Origin of the sequence: Thioclava pacifica DSM 10166, assembly GCF_000714535.1 — a bacterium.
Taxonomy (GTDB): Bacteria; Pseudomonadota; Alphaproteobacteria; order Rhodobacterales; family Rhodobacteraceae; genus Thioclava; species Thioclava pacifica.
On record NZ_AUND01000001.1, the window covers coordinates 346396 to 362736 of the forward strand.

At 64.9% G+C, this 16341-nt stretch carries 16 protein-coding genes and 1 tRNA gene; 12 read left to right on the plus strand and 5 right to left on the minus strand.

Going from position 1 to position 16341, the window contains the following annotated elements:
- Positions 1 to 17 precede the first annotated feature (17 nt).
- Complete coding sequence (ribD, locus tag TP2_RS01520) at positions 18 to 1097, plus strand: bifunctional diaminohydroxyphosphoribosylaminopyrimidine deaminase/5-amino-6-(5-phosphoribosylamino)uracil reductase RibD (RefSeq protein ID WP_038072599.1); 1080 nt, start codon at positions 18 to 20, stop codon at positions 1095 to 1097.
- On the opposite strand, the gene TP2_RS01525 is transcribed toward ribD, so the two are convergent.
- The 3 genes from TP2_RS01525 to TP2_RS01535 all read right to left on the minus strand — a co-directional run bounded on the left by TP2_RS01525 (position 1067) and on the right by TP2_RS01535 (position 5581).
- Positions 1067 to 3085, minus strand: a complete 2019-nt coding sequence (locus tag TP2_RS01525; protein WP_038072601.1) for a capsular polysaccharide biosynthesis protein — start codon at positions 3083 to 3085, stop codon at positions 1067 to 1069. The two genes, ribD and TP2_RS01525, sit on opposite strands and share 31 nt — an antisense overlap.
- A complete protein-coding gene (locus TP2_RS01530; RefSeq protein WP_206198298.1) occupies positions 3085 to 4215 on the minus strand; it encodes a polysaccharide biosynthesis/export family protein in 1131 nt (376 codons plus the stop codon). The genes TP2_RS01525 and TP2_RS01530 overlap by 1 nt, the downstream gene beginning before the upstream one ends.
- Before the next feature lie 79 nt (positions 4216 to 4294).
- A complete protein-coding gene (locus TP2_RS01535) occupies positions 4295 to 5581 on the minus strand; it encodes a capsule biosynthesis protein (protein ID WP_038072603.1) in 1287 nt (428 codons plus the stop codon).
- A gap of 207 nt (positions 5582 to 5788) precedes the next feature.
- On the opposite strand from TP2_RS01535, the gene TP2_RS01540 reads away from it, so the two are divergent.
- From TP2_RS01540 to TP2_RS01570, 7 genes are all read left to right on the plus strand, one after another.
- Complete coding sequence (locus TP2_RS01540; RefSeq protein WP_038072605.1) at positions 5789 to 6412, plus strand: riboflavin synthase; 624 nt, start codon at positions 5789 to 5791, stop codon at positions 6410 to 6412.
- Positions 6409 to 7566, plus strand: a complete 1158-nt coding sequence (gene ribB, locus TP2_RS01545) for a 3,4-dihydroxy-2-butanone-4-phosphate synthase (protein ID WP_051692099.1) — start codon at positions 6409 to 6411, stop codon at positions 7564 to 7566. The genes TP2_RS01540 and ribB overlap by 4 nt, the downstream gene beginning before the upstream one ends.
- 3 nt (positions 7567 to 7569) lie before the next feature.
- Positions 7570 to 8115 (plus strand): 6,7-dimethyl-8-ribityllumazine synthase, encoded by a 546-nt coding sequence (locus TP2_RS01550; RefSeq protein WP_038072607.1) that lies wholly within the window; start codon positions 7570 to 7572, stop codon positions 8113 to 8115.
- A complete protein-coding gene (gene nusB / locus TP2_RS01555) occupies positions 8112 to 8606 on the plus strand; it encodes a transcription antitermination factor NusB (RefSeq protein WP_038072609.1) in 495 nt (164 codons plus the stop codon). The genes TP2_RS01550 and nusB overlap by 4 nt, the downstream gene beginning before the upstream one ends.
- A gap of 130 nt (positions 8607 to 8736) precedes the next feature.
- Positions 8737 to 9081, plus strand: coding sequence for a hypothetical protein (locus TP2_RS01560; RefSeq protein WP_038072612.1), 345 nt, complete (start codon positions 8737 to 8739; stop codon positions 9079 to 9081).
- Between the two features lie 359 nt (positions 9082 to 9440).
- On the plus strand, positions 9441 to 9791 hold the full coding sequence (locus TP2_RS01565; RefSeq protein WP_038072614.1) for a hypothetical protein: 351 nt from the start codon (positions 9441 to 9443) through the stop codon (positions 9789 to 9791).
- Between the two features lie 53 nt (positions 9792 to 9844).
- On the plus strand, positions 9845 to 10303 hold the full coding sequence (locus tag TP2_RS01570; RefSeq protein WP_038072616.1) for an MmcB family DNA repair protein: 459 nt from the start codon (positions 9845 to 9847) through the stop codon (positions 10301 to 10303).
- Positions 10304 to 10307: 4 nt separating this feature from the next.
- On the opposite strand, the gene TP2_RS01575 is transcribed toward TP2_RS01570, so the two are convergent.
- Positions 10308 to 10517 carry a DUF6324 family protein gene (locus TP2_RS01575; protein WP_038072617.1) on the minus strand — a complete coding sequence of 70 codons (210 nt, stop codon included), beginning with the start codon at positions 10515 to 10517 and terminating at the stop codon, positions 10308 to 10310.
- Between the two features lie 130 nt (positions 10518 to 10647).
- Between TP2_RS01575 and TP2_RS01580 the strand changes: the two genes are divergently transcribed.
- From TP2_RS01580 to TP2_RS01595, 4 genes are all read left to right on the plus strand, one after another.
- Positions 10648 to 10724: transfer RNA gene (locus TP2_RS01580), tRNA-His, on the plus strand.
- Positions 10725 to 11028: 304 nt separating this feature from the next.
- Positions 11029 to 11580 carry a PAS domain-containing protein gene (locus tag TP2_RS01585; RefSeq protein WP_038072618.1) on the plus strand — a complete coding sequence of 184 codons (552 nt, stop codon included), beginning with the start codon at positions 11029 to 11031 and terminating at the stop codon, positions 11578 to 11580.
- A gap of 74 nt (positions 11581 to 11654) precedes the next feature.
- Complete coding sequence (locus tag TP2_RS01590) at positions 11655 to 15071, plus strand: CheR family methyltransferase (RefSeq protein WP_051692100.1); 3417 nt, start codon at positions 11655 to 11657, stop codon at positions 15069 to 15071.
- A gap of 4 nt (positions 15072 to 15075) precedes the next feature.
- Positions 15076 to 15435: a response regulator gene (locus tag TP2_RS01595; protein ID WP_038072620.1), complete on the plus strand. Its 360-nt coding sequence runs from the start codon at positions 15076 to 15078 to the stop codon at positions 15433 to 15435.
- On the opposite strand, the gene TP2_RS01600 is transcribed toward TP2_RS01595, so the two are convergent.
- A complete protein-coding gene (locus tag TP2_RS01600; RefSeq protein WP_038072622.1) occupies positions 15423 to 16316 on the minus strand; it encodes a LysR substrate-binding domain-containing protein in 894 nt (297 codons plus the stop codon). The genes TP2_RS01595 and TP2_RS01600 overlap by 13 nt on opposite strands.
- Positions 16317 to 16341 lie beyond the last annotated feature (25 nt).

Consider the following 16341-nt stretch of genomic DNA (forward strand, 5'->3'; position numbering starts at 1 on the left):
TGCCTGACCGGCGCTACATGTCCTTGGCCCTGACGCTTGCGCGCCGGGGCCTTGGCAATGTCTGGCCCAACCCGGCCGTCGGATGTGTGATCGTGAACGCGGGCCGGATCGTCGGGCGCGGCTGGACCCAGCCGGGCGGACGGCCCCACGCCGAGGTGCGCGCGCTGGCTCAGGCCGGTGCGGCCGCGCGTGGCGCCACCGCCTATGTCACGCTGGAGCCCTGCGCCCATTACGGCAAGACCCCACCCTGTTCTCTGGCACTGATCGAGGCAGGGGTGAAGCGTGTCGTTTCGGCTATGGAAGATCCTGACCCGAGGGTCTCCGGCGGTGGGCATTCGAGGCTGCGTGAGGCCGGGATTGCGGTCGAAACGGGTGTGATGGAGGCCGAGGCCCGCGAGTTGCAGGCCGGGTTCCTGAGCCGGATCACGCGCAACCGGCCGTGGCTTGCGCTGAAGCTGGCGAGTAGTTTCGATGGGCGGATCGCACTTGCGAGCGGCGAGAGCCAATGGATCACCGGGCCTCAGGCCCGTGCGCGCGTGCACGCGATGCGGGCGGAGTTCGACGCTGTGATGGTCGGCGGCGGAACGGCGCGCGCCGATGATCCGCTGCTGACAGTACGCAATTTCACACCGCTGCGTCAGCCGGTGCGGGTGGTGGTCTCCGAAAGTCTCGATCTGCCCCGCGATCGGCTGGCAGGCTCGCTCCAAACCGCGCCGCTCTGGCTGATGCATGGGGTCTCTGCGCCCGGTGAGGCCGTGGCCTATTGGCGCGATCTTGGGGCAGAGCTGATCGAATTGCCGAGCCTTGCTGAAGGTGGGCTCGACCCCTTCGCGCTGATGGAGGCTTTGGGCGGTCTGGGCCTGACGCGGATCTTTTGCGAAGGCGGCGGACAGTTTGCCGCAACACTCGCTAAGGCCGGTCTGGTCGATGAACTGATCGGCTTCACGGCAGGGGTGCTGATCGGCGCGGACGGGCGTGCCGGGATCGGGGCGATGGGGCAGGAAAATCTCGCGGATGCGCCGCGTTTCGAGCTGGTCGAGACCACCCCGATCGGGGGCGACGTGCTTCACCGCTGGCGGCGCCAGACCCAGGCGTAAGACGCGAAGACCCCCTGCAGTTTCGCGCCGAGCCGGTTGAGCGGCCCGCGCCTCGGTGCAAGGCCGTTGGCCAGCCGGTCGAGCGCGACCTCGGGCGGGCAGGGCAGGCCGCTGACCGGATCGAGATAGCGCGGATAGCCGATCAGCGCGGCATGGGCGAGTTGCAGAAGGTCCGGCCGCGTCCGGCGCCGCTCCGGCACGGGCCCGAGATCGCGTGTCAGGCCCCAGCCCGCATAGAAAGGCGCGCCGAGCGTGGTGACCGTCTTGCCCCGCAGGAGCGCCTCGAAGCCCAGCCCGGAGGTGATCGTCCAGACGTCGTCCACCGCCTCGATCAGTGCGGCCGTGTCCGTCTCGCGCAAGATCAGATCGGCATGGCGCAGCGCTTCCTCATCCGCGATGGCACCGGGACGCAGACCGGCCTCGACATCGGGGTGAGGTTTGAAAAGGATAATCGAATGGGGGTTTTCAGCCCGCGTCCGCGCCAAAAGCATCGCGTTTGTATAAGTCTCGCCAGCGCCCAGCCGGAGCGACGCATCGTCCTCGACCTGTCCGGGGACCAGGATGTGATGGCCTTTTGGCAAGTCTGGAAGCGCGCCGCCGAGATTGTATTTCGTCAGCCGCGCCTCGGTCAGCCGCGCGATCAGTCGCTCGGCTCGCAAGCGCCCGCCGGGGGGCGGTTCGGCAGCGATCAGTGCCTCGAGATCGGACGGGCGGGTCGGGTCGTAGTAGATCCCCTGACGATCGGTGACGAGCGATAGCGGGGGGACAAGTTCAGCCCCGAGACCGCGCGAACGAAGAAAGCCATCCTCGACGCGGACCGGGTTCGTGGCTTCGGTCTCGGGCGTGATCCGCGATACCCAATAAAGGAAGGGGCGCGCCGGGTCGGGTGTTTCGGAAAACGTCAGCGGTCCGTGTTGCCCGAAAAAGCGCCGCAGATGCGGACGTTTCCACAGCGACATGCCGCCCGCGACATGGCCCAGCCGGTCCTCGCGGAAAGCGCGGGCCTCGGCCTCGAGCTGATCGACCGCCTCTTCGAAGCTGCACGTCCGACCGCGGCAAGGATCAAACCAGGTCGGCGCGAGGATATGGGAGACCGCGAAAATCTGCGCGCGGGTCAGTTTGCGCTCGCGGCGTGGTACCGGGTTTTCGTCCTGTGTCAGGCCCCAGCTGGCATAGAAGGGCTGGCCGAAGACGCGCGGCTTGTGGCCTGCGAGGATCGCCTCGTAGCCCATCAACGAAGACACGGTATAGACCGCGATCGCGCCTTCGAGCAGTGCCCAGGGCGAGACCGGCGCGTCAAAAATCTCAGTACTGGCGTCGCAATCCTCGGGGCTGTAATGGCCGGGACGGAGGCCCGCGCGGGTCTCGGGATGGGTCTTGATCAGGATCCGCGCGCCGGGGTTTTCGATGCGGGCATAGGCGAGCATCTCTCGGAAACTGGCCTCGCTGGCGCCGCCATGGGCAATTGATGCGTCGCCCCGCGTCTGGTCGATCACCAGCACATAGCCGGGCTCGGGCAGGGGCTGGGTCGGGTCGAAATCGTTGTATTTCGACAAATGTGCTGCGCGGATCCGGGCGATGCCGTCGCGGGCGCGTTCCAGTACCGCGTGATCGTCGAGCCGTTCGGTGGCGAGCATATGCTCGATCATCGAGGGCCGGGCGCTTTCGAAATGCACGCCCATCGGGTCGATCAGAAGCCCGAGCGGCGGATCGCCCGTGCGACCCGGATGGATCGAGCGCAAGAAGGCATCTTCAAGCCGGACGAGAGGCAACCCATGCTTGGCCGCCATTGCCTCACCGCGCGCGGCATAGGGTGAGCGGCCCCAGACCATCACGCCGTCCTCCGGCCCTGGCCTGCCAAGGCGCGGCTCATGACCCGCCGCGCGCAGGATTGCGCGCAGGCGCGTCTGGCGCAGCACGCCGCCGTTGTAGAAGAAAAGCCGCCGGGGTATGGCCCCGGCGGCTTCCAGATCCTGCGCTGTCGCCATCAGTTCCCGGCGAGATTGTTGAGCGTGTTCACCGTGCCGAGCGGCGAGGTCAGGGCCGAGAGTGTCTTCTGCCACTGCACGAAGGGCGCTTCGGTAACATAGACCGTATCGCCGTCGCGGATCGCGAAATCGCGGGCCATGAACATGCCGTTGGGCTCGGTCAGGTCGAGCACGTAGATCATGCGCTGATCGCCAACGAGATCGGTGCGGCCAAGCACCTTCATCGCGATCTCCGCCGGTTCGTTGCGGAAGACGAAGACGCCGGTCGGGTCGGCAAGGTTCGATTGCAGCCCGCCCACGGTGGCGATTGCCTCGAGCGCCGAGAGCGTCTGGGTTTCGAAGGGCACGCGGGCCTGGGCACCGGTGGCGCCGAGCGAGGTGAAGGCGCGCTGATCCTTCTCGACGAGGATCACGTCGTTGTTGCGCAGCGCGATATCCATCTTCGGATTGTCGTAAAGATCCTTGAGCCAGACCGACTCCGATTGCGTGCCGCGCTTCACGATGATCTTGGCGACCTCGGCGGGGATCGATACACCGCCGGCCTTTGCGATCATGGCCGAAAGGGTGCGGGTGGGGCGCTCGATCGGGTAGACGCCCTGACCGTTGATCGCGCCCATGATCGAGACCGTTGCGCCATCGCCCGCGACGCGGTTGACCAGCACCTGCGGGTCCGGCGTCTGGGCGTCGAGCTTCGAGGTGATGACCCGGCGCAGACCGTCGGGGGTGTTGCCTGCGGCCTTGATGCGGCCGGCATAGGGCACGAAGATATAGCCCGCGCCATCGACCTGCACCTGCTGGAGCTGGGTGGCGTTCGCGCCCTTGTTGGCCAGAAGCCCGTCATCGACGTTTTCCCAGATCGTCAGAGAGAGCGTGTCGCCCGGTCGGATCGTGTCGGAACCGAGCTGGCCGGCGTTGAGGAATTTCGACGAGAAACCGAGCGCGGGTTGCACGGCGGTTTCGCGGGTCACGAAGTCATTGACCTTTACGACGAAAGCATCGCCTTGGCGCATCACAGAGCCGGCAAAGATTTCGCGTTTATTGGGGCCGGGACGCGGCAGACCACAAGATGCAGTCAACAGAGTCGCGGAAAGGCCCGACAAAAGGGCCCTGCGGGTCGTAACGATTTTCACTGCTCGAGCTCCTCGTTCGGGATGCTGCTTTGTTGTTTTGTGCAAGGCTACCCAAATATCGGAAAAAAAACGAGGAAAATTATCGAACTACCCGCAACTGTTGCCGCGGGGCCGCGTTGCCCGCAGTCAGCGCATCATAGGGATCTTCGGGGGCGAGCATCATGTCGACAACCTGCCGCAGCAACGCTCGCCGCCCGCGTGCGGCGTAGAACCCGCCCGGAACCTGGCTCGTTTCCAGCAGGTAATGGCGGTAGTCGCGATAGGCGCGGCTGTCGGGGCGGGCCGGATTGGCGAAGAACTCTTCGAGCCCTTGGGCGGAGGTGAACTCGGGCTTGTCGAAGATCGCGCGCCCCAGCGCCTTGAGCGGTAACCCGCGCCAAAGCGCCTGCTGGGCGGCGGTGGAATTGACCGTCACCGCCGAGCGCGCCTGCGCCAGAAGCCCTGCGAGCTTGCCGCCGCGCACGAAATGCACCCGGTTCGCGAGCCCGTGCCGGTTGGCGGCAAGGCGGATCGTCTCACGGATCGGCGCGCGGCCATCCTCGAGCGGGTGGGCCTTGAAGACGAGATGATGATGGGGCGGGGCGCCACGCGCGAACCCCTCCATCACGAGGTCGATGAACTCCGTTTGGCTGGAGAAGGGCGAATGCATCCGGAAGCTTGCATCATGTTCGAGTTGCAAGAGCACGAGATGATAGGGAAATCCGCCCTGCCGGATACGCCGGGTCGCGAGCTTGCGCTCCAGCATGTGTAGCGGCATCAGCAGTAACCGGCGCAGCCAGAGCCGGAATTCCTGAAATACGGTGATATCGCGATGGGGACGGAAATGGCTATAGGGGCCGGGCCGGGCCATGACGAGGAAATGGTAGAGCGCGCCATAGAAGACATGGTGGCGCATGTCCCCCCAGCGTGGCGGCGCGTCTGGAAATTCGATCTCGGATTGGGCGAGCGCGGCGCGCATCTGCGCCACGCTCGTCTCCATCAGGCGCGAATGGCCGTTCGATCCGCCGCGTTCATAGGTGACCCAATAGGGGCGTACATAGCCTTCCTCGAAGACATGGATGCACAGGCCCAGCTCGCGCCCGATCTCGACCGCCTGGGCGTGGATCGGGCGGGTGTCGCCATAGAGCACGAGATCGGTGATCTCTTTCTCGGCGATGAGGGCGCGCAGCCGGTCGGGCCACGCCTCGGGGGCATCGTCGTAGCGCAGGAACGAGGGGCGGTGGAACCAGAAGGCTTCGTCGCCGCGATTGAAGCCCACGCGCCAGACGCTCGCCCCGGCCGCCCGCAACATCGCGCCGAGCTGATGGAAGAAGGGGCCGTGCGGCCCTTGCAGCATCAGAAAATGGCGGGTCTCGAAACGTCTCATCGCTCTGGCGGTCCTTGCCTTTCGCCCGTGATCGCGCAAGCGGGGCGCGAAGTCACGGAATTTGTGCCATTTTCCTTTACGGATACGGCGAATTTGCGGCGAAGCCCTGTTGAGGCGTTCAATGGGAGCAGGGATTGTGCGGGGCTCGTCTCTTGCGAAGGGGCGTCACGCGGGCTAGCTAGGGTCCGAAATCTGAGAGGATATGCAATGTTCACCGGGATCGTGACCGATATCGGAGAGGTGCTGGAGCTGGAGCAGCGTGGCGATCTGCGCGCGCGCATCGGCACCAGCTATGACGTGGATGGCATCGAGCTGGGCGCTTCGATCGCCTGTGACGGCTGCTGCCTGACGGTGATCGCCACGGGCTCTGAGCCGCAGAACTGGTTCGACGTGGAGATCTCCGCTGAAAGCGTGGCCAAGACCAATATCGGCGGGCGCGGAAATGACAATTCCGGCGGCTGGCAGGTGGGCAAAAATATCAACCTCGAACGCGCGCTGAAAGTGGGCGACGAGCTGGGCGGCCATATCGTCTCGGGTCATGTCGATGGCGTGGCCGAGATCGTGGCGATGGTGGACGAGGGCGACAGCACGCGCTTTACTTTCCGCGCGCCGGAGAGCCTCGCGAAATACATCGCGCCCAAAGGCTCGGTCGCGCTCAACGGGACCTCGCTGACGGTGAACGAGGTGGATGGCGCCGAATTTGGCGTGAACATCATCCCGCATACCAAGCAGGTCACCAATTGGGGGCAGGCGAAAGCGGGCGACCGGATCAACCTCGAGATCGACACGCTCGCGCGCTATGTCGCCCGGCTGCAGGAGTGGAACGCATGAGCACCGACGGCAAGACCCTCACCCCGGTCGACAAATCCGGCACCCATGACGTGCCCGGCGCGGTCGAGGAAAGCCTGCGCGCCGCGATCTCGCCCGCCGAGGAGATCATCGCCGAAGCGAAGGCGGGCCGTATGGTCATCCTCGTCGATCACGAGGATCGCGAGAACGAGGGCGACCTTTATATCCCGGCCGAGAAATGCACCCCCGAGGCGGTGAATTTCATGGCCACCCACGGGCGCGGGCTGATCTGCCTGCCGCTGACCTCCGATCGCGTCGATCAACTGGGCCTCGCGCCGATGGTGCGGGCCAATGCGATGCGCCACGAGACCGCTTTCACCGTCTCGATCGAGGCGCGCGAGAACATCACCACCGGGATTTCCGCCCATGACCGCGCTGAGACGATCAAGGTGGCGATCAATCCCGAGAAGGGGCCGCAGGATATCGCCTCGCCCGGTCACGTCTTCCCGCTGCGCGCCCGCGATGGCGGCGTGCTGGTGCGCGCCGGTCATACCGAGGCTGCCGTCGATGTCGCGCGTCTGGCGGGGCTGACCCCGGCTGGCGTGATCTGCGAGATCATGGGCGATGACGGCCATATGCTGCGCCTGCCGGGGCTGATCGAGTTCGGCAGGAAACACGGGCTGAAGATCGGCACGATCTCCGACCTGATCGCCTATCGCCGCCGCCACGACAATCTCGTGCGCGAGGGCCTGCGCCAGATGGTCACCTCCAGCCATGGCGGCGAATGGGAGATGCGCGTCTTCACCGACACCGCCGAGGGCGTGGACCATATCGTGCTGGTGAAGGGCGACATCACCACGCCCGAGCCGGTCCTTGTGCGCACCCATTCGCTCAACGTGCTCGACGACGTGCTGGGCATCGGCCCCGGTCCCGCCGACGAGGTGCGCCGCGCGATGGAGATCGTGGCCGAGGAAGGCCGCGGGCTCGTCTGCCTGTTCCGCGATCCCTCGAACCGGCTGCTGCGCGAAGACGAGAAGGGCCCGCGCACGATCAAGCAGATCGGGCTCGGCTCGCAGATCCTGTCGTCGATGGGGCTGCATGACCTGATCCTTCTGACCGACAAGCCGCAGACAAAATATGTCGGCCTCGACGCCTACGGGCTGCGCATCGTCGGCACCCGACCCATTACGGAGTAAGACATGGCCGGAATCTCGCATTACACGCTCGAGCTGCCGAAATTCGACACCGCGCCGCGCCTGCTGATCGTGGTCGCGCCCTATTACAAGGATATCGCCGACAACCTGATCGCAGGGGCGAAGGCGGTGGCCGAAGAGGCGGGCGCCTATGTGGACGTGATCGAGGTGCCCGGCGCGCTCGAAGTGCCCACCGCGATCGCGATGGCCGCGCGCATGGCCGATTACGACGGCTTCGTGGCGCTTGGCTGCGTGATCCGCGGCGAGACCACCCATTACGAGACCGTCTGCAACGACAGCTCTCGCGGGCTGACGCTTATGGGGCTCGAGGGGATCTGCATCGGCAACGGTATCCTGACGGTCGAGAATTACGAGCAGGCCGCCGTGCGCGCCGACCCGAAAGATCAGAACAAAGGCGGCGGTGCGGCCGCTGCGGCCTTGCATCTGATCTCATTGTCGCGCAAATGGGCGCGCCGGACGAAGGGTATCGGGTTCAAACCCGCCGAATCCTTCCGCATCGCCGGCGAAACTGACGGATCCAAGAACGCATGACCGAAGACGCCCCCAAACCGCGCAAGCTGACCACCGAGGAAAAGCGGCAGAGAAAATCCGCCTCGCGCCTCTATGCCGTGCAGGCGCTGTTCCAGATGGAGGCGGCCGGGCAGGGGGCCGACAAGGTGCGCCGTGAATTTGAGGATTTCCGTTTTGGTGCGGTGGACGAGGATGGCACGGAGATGGCCGAGGGCGATCCCGACCTGTTCCGCCGCCTGATCGACGACGCGGTGACCTGGCAGGCCAAGATCGACCAGGCGACCGACAAGGCGCTGGTGGCGAAATGGCCGATCGACCGGATCGACCCGGTGCTGCGCGCGCTGTTCCGGGCCGCCGGGGCCGAGCTGGTCACCCCTGCGACTCCGCCCAAGGTGGTCATCACCGAGTTCGTCGACGTGGCCCGCGCCTTCTTCCCCGAGGGCAAAGAGCCGAAATTCGTCAACGCGGTGCTCGATCACATGGCCCGCGCGCTGCGCCCCGACGCGTTCTGATCGCTCGAAACCTGCGGTTTCGCGACATCGTGCCACGGGCTAAACCCTGCCGATTTCGCATTTGTGGCAAGAAACCCTGTTTGAATCAGGCGAATCTGCGCTAGATTGGGATCAAGCAGGAGGACTATTCATGCCTGAACTGATCCGGCTCTACATCAAGAACGTCATCATCGGCTTCTTCATCGCACTTGCCTTCGTGGGCCTGCTTCTGTGGGCCAATGTCGGCAATCTGCGCCACCTGATCCTGACCTCGGATATCGGCTATATCGCGATGGCGCTCTTGGTCGTGTTCAACACCATCGTCTTCTCCGGCGTGCAATTCGCGATCGCGATCATGCGCATGGCCGAGGATGAGGACGGCTCCGGCGGCGGCAAGCGCGACGGCATCCCGACCGACATGGCGGCCGAGCGTCTGGCGATCCCGGTACCGGTCGATCAACCGACCAGCCGCAAGCAGATCCAGCTCAAGCGCTGATATCGCCCCATCACATGCAAAAGCCCCGCCGGATCCGGCGGGGCTTTTTGCTGTTTAGGGTGACGGAAACCGCAGCAGACGTGTAGACGAGAATTCCCGGAGACCTGAATAAATCAGGTGGGCGCCAGGTACCGAGGCCAGGACCCCGGCAGAGCCAGCTCCCTCAGGAATGGTATAGGCCACTGGAAAAGGGTCTTTCACAGAAAGAGCAGTAACCGTCGAGCCCACAGATAGGCGTGCGATCGCGCTCCGACAAGGGGGGATGGCAAAGCCTCGCCACTGCGACACCTTGGCGCTTGGCGCGTGGGGGCATCCCTCTACCTTGGAAGGCGGAATTTGCCGCGAACAGGGAGATTTTCATGAGCGATTTCAAATCTGCCGAGCCGGGCGCTGCGCGGCCCGGTCTGGCTGCCGTGTTTGAGCGGCTCTGGCGCGTCGAAGTGTTGCGCTACGAGGTGCTCGTGGGCGCGCTTTTGTTGCCGGTGCTGGTGGCGGGCCATGCGCGGCTCATGGACTATCTCGTCTACGTGCTGCTCGCCCTTGCACTCTTCGCGGGCGAGAGCTTCCGGGTGATGGGCGCAGGCCTGTTGCACCATGTCGCGCCCGAGGGCATGGCCGAGGCCGCAACCCTGTTGCGCGGGGCCGAGCTGGGTGTGACGATCCTGCGCGCGGCACTGATCCTGCTGGTGATCTCGGTTCTGGCCTTCTGAGCGGAACGCCGCGCTATCTGGACTTTTGTTCACACTTCGTTCATGTTTGGCGCATGGCCCAGATTCCGCTTTCCGATCTCCAGCCCGGTCAGGTGCTTGCCCGAGGTACGGCGCGCGCTCTCAGCGCGCTCGGGCTCGATTGCATCGCCGAGATGCCGCTGCGCCCGCGCCTGCGCGCCGATCTGATGGCGATCGACCGCAAGGGCGAGATCTGGATTGTCGAATGCAAGTCGAGCCGCGCCGATTTCACCTCGGACCGGAAATGGGACGGCTATCTGGACTGGTGCGATCGCTATTTCTGGGCGGTCGATCAGGAGTTTCCGACCGATCTGTTGCCCGAGGGCACGGGGCTCTTCATTGCCGACGGCTACGGCGCAGAGATGATCCGCGAGGCGCCGCTGTCGAAACTCGCGCCCGCGCGGCGCAAGGCGCTCACGCTCGATTTTGCCCGTGCCGCGGCGCGCAGGCTGCACCGGCTCTGCGATCCGGGGGCAGGGCAGATCGGGCTCTAGCGGCTCAGCGCTTCTTGCCCTTGGAGTCCTTCATCATCTCGCGCGCGGCTTCGGCAGCTGCCTGAAGCTCTTCGGCGATCTCTTCGGCCTCTTCGGGGTCGAAATCGAGCGGCAGTTCGACGCCGTCTCCCTCGATATAGATGCGCACCATCCCCAACGAGGTCGGGCCGATCTGGAGATTGGCGGCGATATCGCTTTCCTTGTCGATGCTCATCGGAAACTCCTGAGAGGTTGGCTGGAAAATGCACCTAACGCCCGCAGCGCCCGCAGGCAAGACTTGGTGCGAATTTCTCGCCATCGAGCCCTTGCAATCCCGAGCGCCTCGGTCTATTTCCCGCGCCAGTGCCGCCTTAGCTCAGTTGGTTAGAGCGCTGGATTGTGGATCCAGAGGTCCCCCGTTCAAGCCGGGGAGGCGGTACCACTCCTCCCCGCAAATCATTCAGATAACTCTGCTCAGTCCCTTGGGCTCTGTTTCGTTTTCCGGGCTTAGGCAACCTCAATACTTCCAAACGGGGTGGCCCGAGTCGGTCGCGCGGGATGACCTGCCACGGGTCTTTCATCCAGCCGTGACCGCAGCCCGGTTGGTGTTTGCGCCGATCGGCGCCGGTTGAGCAATCTTGCCGGAGCGTCGCTATTTTTGCAGTCTGGGTGATGAAATGCTGTAGCGCGCTGGACTTTTTTCTGCGCGGATCAATCTTGTAGCTTTCGCTGGTGCGGGGAGACGAATGGCCGTCCTTCAAGATTTCGATTTGCCGGAGGGGCTCGTCTCCTATTGCGATCGCTCGAATGTGGCCTTGTCGATCGCCTCGATGGAGCTCGAGGACGCGCCGCTCGTCTATGTCAACGACGCCTTTCTTGATCTGACCGGCTACGCCGCCGAGGACGTGCTGGGCCACAATTGCCGGTTTCTTCAAGGCGGCAAAGCCTCGGACGAAGAGCGCGGGGCGATGCGCGACTTCATCGAGGACGGTTCGGTCGCCGCTGGGCGGTTCCGGGTCGTCAACGAACGCAAGGACGGAACGGCGTTCGAGAATTTCGTCTTCATGTCCCGGCTGCGTGACCGGTCGGGACAAACCCGGCTGATCCTCGGCTCTCAATTCGACCTGACACAGGCGGCCGAGCGGGCGCATCTGCGCGACAATGATGCCGAGCTCTTGCGCAACACCACCGATCTCGCGGCGATCTCGCGCGGCTTCGGGCTGGCGATGATCGGCTCGGCAAAAGTTCTGTCCGAGAGTGTCTCGACCATGGCCACCATCATCTATCGCGAGGGCTAGGGGATGGGGCGTGGCACATCGCTTTCCCGCAGTCGCGGGATGCGCTTGACCCGCGCGGCTTCGCGGGGGTGCGCATGAACGCAGCGGCGCAGGATCCGCTCTATGTTGTCGGGATCGGTGCTTCGGCAGGTGGCCTCGAAGCGCTGCGCGAGTTGCTCGAACCTGCGCAGGCCGATGATCCTTGCGCCTATGTCGTGGTCCAGCATCTCGATCCCAATCACGAGTCGCTTCTGGCCGAGTTGCTCGATCGCTCCACCGCGCTTGGTGTGCGCCAGGCGCGCGATGGCGAGACGCTGCGCGCAGGTCATGTCTACACGATCCCACCGGGGGCAGGGCTCGAGATCCGCGACGGCAAGCTCCATCTGGCGCAATTCACCCAGCCGCGCGGGCTGCGACGTCCGATTGACGATTTCTTCGAGAGCCTCGCGATTGATCGCGGCGTGCGCGGGGTGAGCGTCATCCTGTCGGGCACCGGTACAGATGGCTCGGTCGGGCTGCGCGCGGTCAAGGAGCATGGCGGTTTCTGCATCGCGCAGGATGCCAGCGCGCGTTACGACTCGATGCCCAGTTCGGCGGTGGCCACGGGGATGGTCGACGTGGTCTGCCCACCCTCTGAGGTCATTGCGCGGATCGCGGACTATCGCGAGGTCGATCCCGCCCGCGTCAAGGCGGTGCCCGTATCGGGTTCGCTGGCCGAGATCTGCGCGGCTCTGCATCGCCTCACCGGGCATGACTTTTCGCATTACAAGCGCTCGACGCTGGAGCGGCGCATCCAGCGCCGGATGCAGGTGGTGGGGCTGGTCGACAGCAAGGCCTATCTCGCGCGGCTCGAAGCGGAACCTGACGAGCCGCTCGCGCTTTTGGGCGATCTGCTGATCAACGTCACCCGCTTCTTCCGAGACACCGATCATTTCGAGGCGCTGCACCGCGAGGTGATCGCGCCGATGGTGGCGCGTGCGGGCGACGGTCAGGAGCTGCGGGTCTGGGTGCCGGGCTGTTCAAGCGGCGAGGAGGCCTATTCGATCGCGATGATGATCGATCAGGCGATCATCGCCTCTGGAAAGGCGCTCGATTTTCAGCTTTTTGGCACCGATATCGACGAGCGCATGCTGGGGATCGCGCGGGCGGGGCGCTACCCGGTCTCGGCACTGCTCGACCTGCCCGAGGAGATGCGCGAGGCGTATGCAATCGGGCGCGACGGCAGCTTCCAGATCTCGACTGCCCTGCGCGACCGGGTACGGTTCTCGCCGCATTCACTGATCAAGGATCCGCCGTTTTCGAGGCTCGACCTGGTCTCGTGCCGCAACCTGCTGATCTATTTCGGCGACAAGTTGCAGGCGCGGGTGCTGCCGATCTTCCATTACGCACTCAATCCCGGCGGCTATCTCTTTCTCGGCCCCTCCGAGAGCGTGGGACGGTTCGATGCGCTGTTCGCGCCTGTCGATGGCGCCTTGCGCATCTTCGAGAGCGTCGGCCCGCGCTCTCCCTATCCGGCGGAACTGCCGACCAATCGCGACCCGGTACGGCGGATTTCCACTCCGCCGCACTCGCCTCAAGCACAACAGAAGAAAGACTGGACCGGAACCGTGGCTAGCAATCGCATCCTGGACCTTTACGCCCCCGCTACGCTGCAAGTGGACCGCAATGGCGCGATCCTTGCCGCGACCGGGCGGCTTGGCCGTTACATCGAAGTGGACCCGTCCGAGACCGGGCAGGGCCATGCGCAATCTGTGGCACGACCGGGACTGCGCGAGGCAATCTCCACGGTGATCCGCGAGGCCTCCGGCGCAGGTGTGCGCAAGGTGGTGCGCGATGTCGAGGTGATCTCGGAGACGGGGCGGCAGAAGGTCGACGTTCTGGCCGATCCGCTCAGTGACGAGACGATCCTGATCGTGTTTCGCGACCGTGCCGCCTTCGAGCCCATCACCGAGGACGATATCGACGAGATCGCGCCTTCGGAAAGCCATGTGCAGGTGCTCGAGGCAGAGTTGCGCGCGACCCGCAACCGGCTGCGCAGCACGGTTGAGGAGCTTGAGACCGCGAACGAGGAGCTCAAATCCTCGAACGAGGAAATGATGTCGATGAACGAGGAGCTTCAATCGACCAATGAGGAGCTCGCCACCGTCAATGACGAGCTCAAGACCAAGGTCGAGGAGCTTTCGGCGGCCAATGCCGATCTGCGTAACATCTTCGATTCCAAGCTGCACGCGATGGTGACGGTGGACCGCCGCAAGCGGTTGCGCAATTTCACCGATGGCGCGGCCGAAGTGATCCGGCTGCGCGCCTCCGATCGCGGACGGCCGCTGAGCGATGTCCAAAGTTCGCTCGATCAGCCCGAGGTCTTGAGTGAGCTGATCGATGCCGTGCTCGCGGGTGGCGCGCCCGCTGCGGTGCGGGTGAGCGCGCAGAGCCTCGGCAAGGTCTGGTCGCTTTCGGCCACGCCTTATCTCAACGCGCGTGGCGAAATCGCCGGTGCGACGCTGATCTTCACCGATGTCACGCAGGCGCTGGAGCTGGAGAACGAACTGGCGCGCAAGGGCGAGCGATTGCAGCTCGCGCTCGAGATCACCAAGGTCGGCGTCTGGTCGCTCGACCCCGAGACCAATCTTGTCGAGATCGACGACATGATCGCGGCTTTCTACGGGCTCGTGGAAGGCGCGACCCTGCCTGCGGAGGCCCTGTTCGCGCGCATCGTTCCGGCCGATCGCGACCGGGTTGCGGCGGCGATCGCGGAGGCGATCTCGCAAGATCAGAATTTCGACGCCCATTTCGAGCTTAGCCTGCCCGATGGCAGCTCCCGCCATCTGCGCGGGGTGGGGAGATTGATGGAGGAAGGCGGGCGCAAGCGGCTGCTGGGCCTCAATGTCGACATCACCAACGAGCAGGAGACCGCGCAGATGCGCGAGCTGATGCTGCGCGAGATGAACCATCGGGTGAAGAACCTCTTCTCCATCGTCTCGGGCATGTTGCGCATCGCCGGGCGCACCGCCGAAAGCCCGCGCGCGCTCGTCGAGGATGTCAGCCACCGGATCAACGCCCTTGCCCGTTCACACGATCTGGCGCGGACGCGGCGGCTTGGACAGGCGATTTCGCTGGGTGACGTGGTCCGCACGACGCTCGCGCCCTATGGCGATCCGGAGACGTTCACGATCGAGGGGCCGGAGGTTTTCGTTTCGACGCAAAGCCTGACCGCACTGGCGCTCGTGTTTCACGAATGGAGCACCAATGCCGCGAAATACGGCGTGCTGGGACCGCTCCAGGGGCGGCTGGAGATCCGTTGGAGCCTTGATGATGACGACTGCGTGACGATGACATGGAACGAGATCTATGATGAGGCGTTCGATGTCGAGACTCGGAGCGAAGGGTTCGGTTCGACGCTCATCGACATTTCCGCCCAGCAGATCGGAGCGGATATCGAGACGCAACAGACCCCGCAAGGGCGTGGATACAGGATCACATTCGCGCATGACCCCGACGCCGAGCAGGATTGAAACGATGAGTGGTGAGGTTCTTCTGGCCGAAGACGAGGCCGTTGTCGCGCTCGATCTGCAATTCATGCTTGAGGATATGGGCGTGCAGGTGCGCGGGCCCTGTGCGACGGTGCAGGCGGGGCTCGATCTTGTGGCGGAACGTCTGCCCGATATGGCGATCCTGGATGTTATGCTCGCCGATGGCGAGGTCTACGAGCTGGCCGACAAGCTCCACGATGCCAAGGTGCCGATCCTGTTTCATTCAGGCCATGCCGACGCGCATCACCTTGCCGCGCGCTATCCCGGTGCCGCGATCTGCCCCAAACCCGCGATGCCTTCCGAGATCGAGGCGAAGGTCTCGCAATGGCTCGCTCAGTCCGGCTGAGCGCCTGCTGAAGGCGCTTGCGCGATCCGGTCGAGAAAAGCCCGCGCCGCGTGGCTGACGTGATGCTCGCGATGGCGCAGCGCGTAGAAGGGGCGGGGCGGCAGGGCGAGCGGCCAGCGATGCAGCGTCCCGATCCGCAGCGAGCGCGCGACCACATGGGCCGACAGGATCGTCATCCCGGCGCCGGATTCCACAGCGCTCAACACCGCCTCGTTTGAAGGTAGCACCAGCGGATCGCGCATCTGCGCGGCTGTTAGCCCGTGCGGGGCCAGCGCCGCCTCGGCGCTCGAGCGCGTCCCCGATCCCTCTTCGCGCAGCACCCAATCGCCCGCGCGCAAGGTCGCCGCGTCAAGGCGGTCAGGCGGAGGGGCGGCGCTTACCAGCATCAGTTCATCCGCGCCTATCCGGCGACGCTCCAGCTTCGGCTCGTCGATCTCGCCCTCCACCAGAGCCAGATCGAGCGCCCCCTCGCGGATCTTCGCGGCCGCCTCCTGACTGTTGCCGATCTCGAGGGTGACCGCGATGCCGGGACGCGCCTTGCGGAAGGCCGCGATATGGGGCGGTAACCAGTAGCCCGCGATGGTCTGGCTCGCGACCATCCGAATATGGCCGCGCTCAAGCCCGCGGGTCTCGGCCAACATTGCTTCGGCCTCGGCGATCCGCGCCAGAACGGCCCGCGCCTCGGGCAGGAAGGCGCGGCCCTCCTCGGTCAGAACGATCCCGCGTCCGATCCGGTCGAAGAGCTTCACGCCGTGGCGCGCCTCCAGCGCCGCGATCGCGGCCGAGGCGGTCGATTGGGTCATGTTCAGCTTATGGGCGGCGTGGGTCACATGCTCCATCTCGGCGACGGTGACGAAGACGCGAAGCTGCTCAGGGGTCATCTTGGCCTCATTAATCGAATAAAGC

Excerpts from the sequence above, each read along its gene's own strand:
- ribD (WP_038072599.1), top strand. The coding sequence starts at position 18 with ATGTCCTTGGCCCTGACGCTTGCGCGCCGGGGCCTTGGCAATGTCTGG.
- TP2_RS01525 (WP_038072601.1), bottom strand. The coding sequence starts at position 3,085 with ATGGCGACAGCGCAGGATCTGGAAGCCGCCGGGGCCATACCCCGGCGG.
- TP2_RS01535 (WP_038072603.1), bottom strand. The coding sequence starts at position 5,581 with ATGAGACGTTTCGAGACCCGCCATTTTCTGATGCTGCAAGGGCCGCAC.
- TP2_RS01540 (WP_038072605.1), top strand. The coding sequence starts at position 5,789 with ATGTTCACCGGGATCGTGACCGATATCGGAGAGGTGCTGGAGCTGGAG.
- ribB (WP_051692099.1), top strand. The coding sequence starts at position 6,409 with ATGAGCACCGACGGCAAGACCCTCACCCCGGTCGACAAATCCGGCACC.
- TP2_RS01550 (WP_038072607.1), top strand. The coding sequence starts at position 7,570 with ATGGCCGGAATCTCGCATTACACGCTCGAGCTGCCGAAATTCGACACC.
- nusB (WP_038072609.1), top strand. The coding sequence starts at position 8,112 with ATGACCGAAGACGCCCCCAAACCGCGCAAGCTGACCACCGAGGAAAAG.
- TP2_RS01560 (WP_038072612.1), top strand. The coding sequence starts at position 8,737 with ATGCCTGAACTGATCCGGCTCTACATCAAGAACGTCATCATCGGCTTC.
- TP2_RS01565 (WP_038072614.1), top strand. The coding sequence starts at position 9,441 with ATGAGCGATTTCAAATCTGCCGAGCCGGGCGCTGCGCGGCCCGGTCTG.
- TP2_RS01570 (WP_038072616.1), top strand. The coding sequence starts at position 9,845 with ATGGCCCAGATTCCGCTTTCCGATCTCCAGCCCGGTCAGGTGCTTGCC.
- TP2_RS01575 (WP_038072617.1), bottom strand. The coding sequence starts at position 10,517 with ATGAGCATCGACAAGGAAAGCGATATCGCCGCCAATCTCCAGATCGGC.
- TP2_RS01585 (WP_038072618.1), top strand. The coding sequence starts at position 11,029 with ATGGCCGTCCTTCAAGATTTCGATTTGCCGGAGGGGCTCGTCTCCTAT.
- TP2_RS01590 (WP_051692100.1), top strand. The coding sequence starts at position 11,655 with ATGAACGCAGCGGCGCAGGATCCGCTCTATGTTGTCGGGATCGGTGCT.
- TP2_RS01595 (WP_038072620.1), top strand. The coding sequence starts at position 15,076 with ATGAGTGGTGAGGTTCTTCTGGCCGAAGACGAGGCCGTTGTCGCGCTC.
- TP2_RS01600 (WP_038072622.1), bottom strand. The coding sequence starts at position 16,316 with ATGACCCCTGAGCAGCTTCGCGTCTTCGTCACCGTCGCCGAGATGGAG.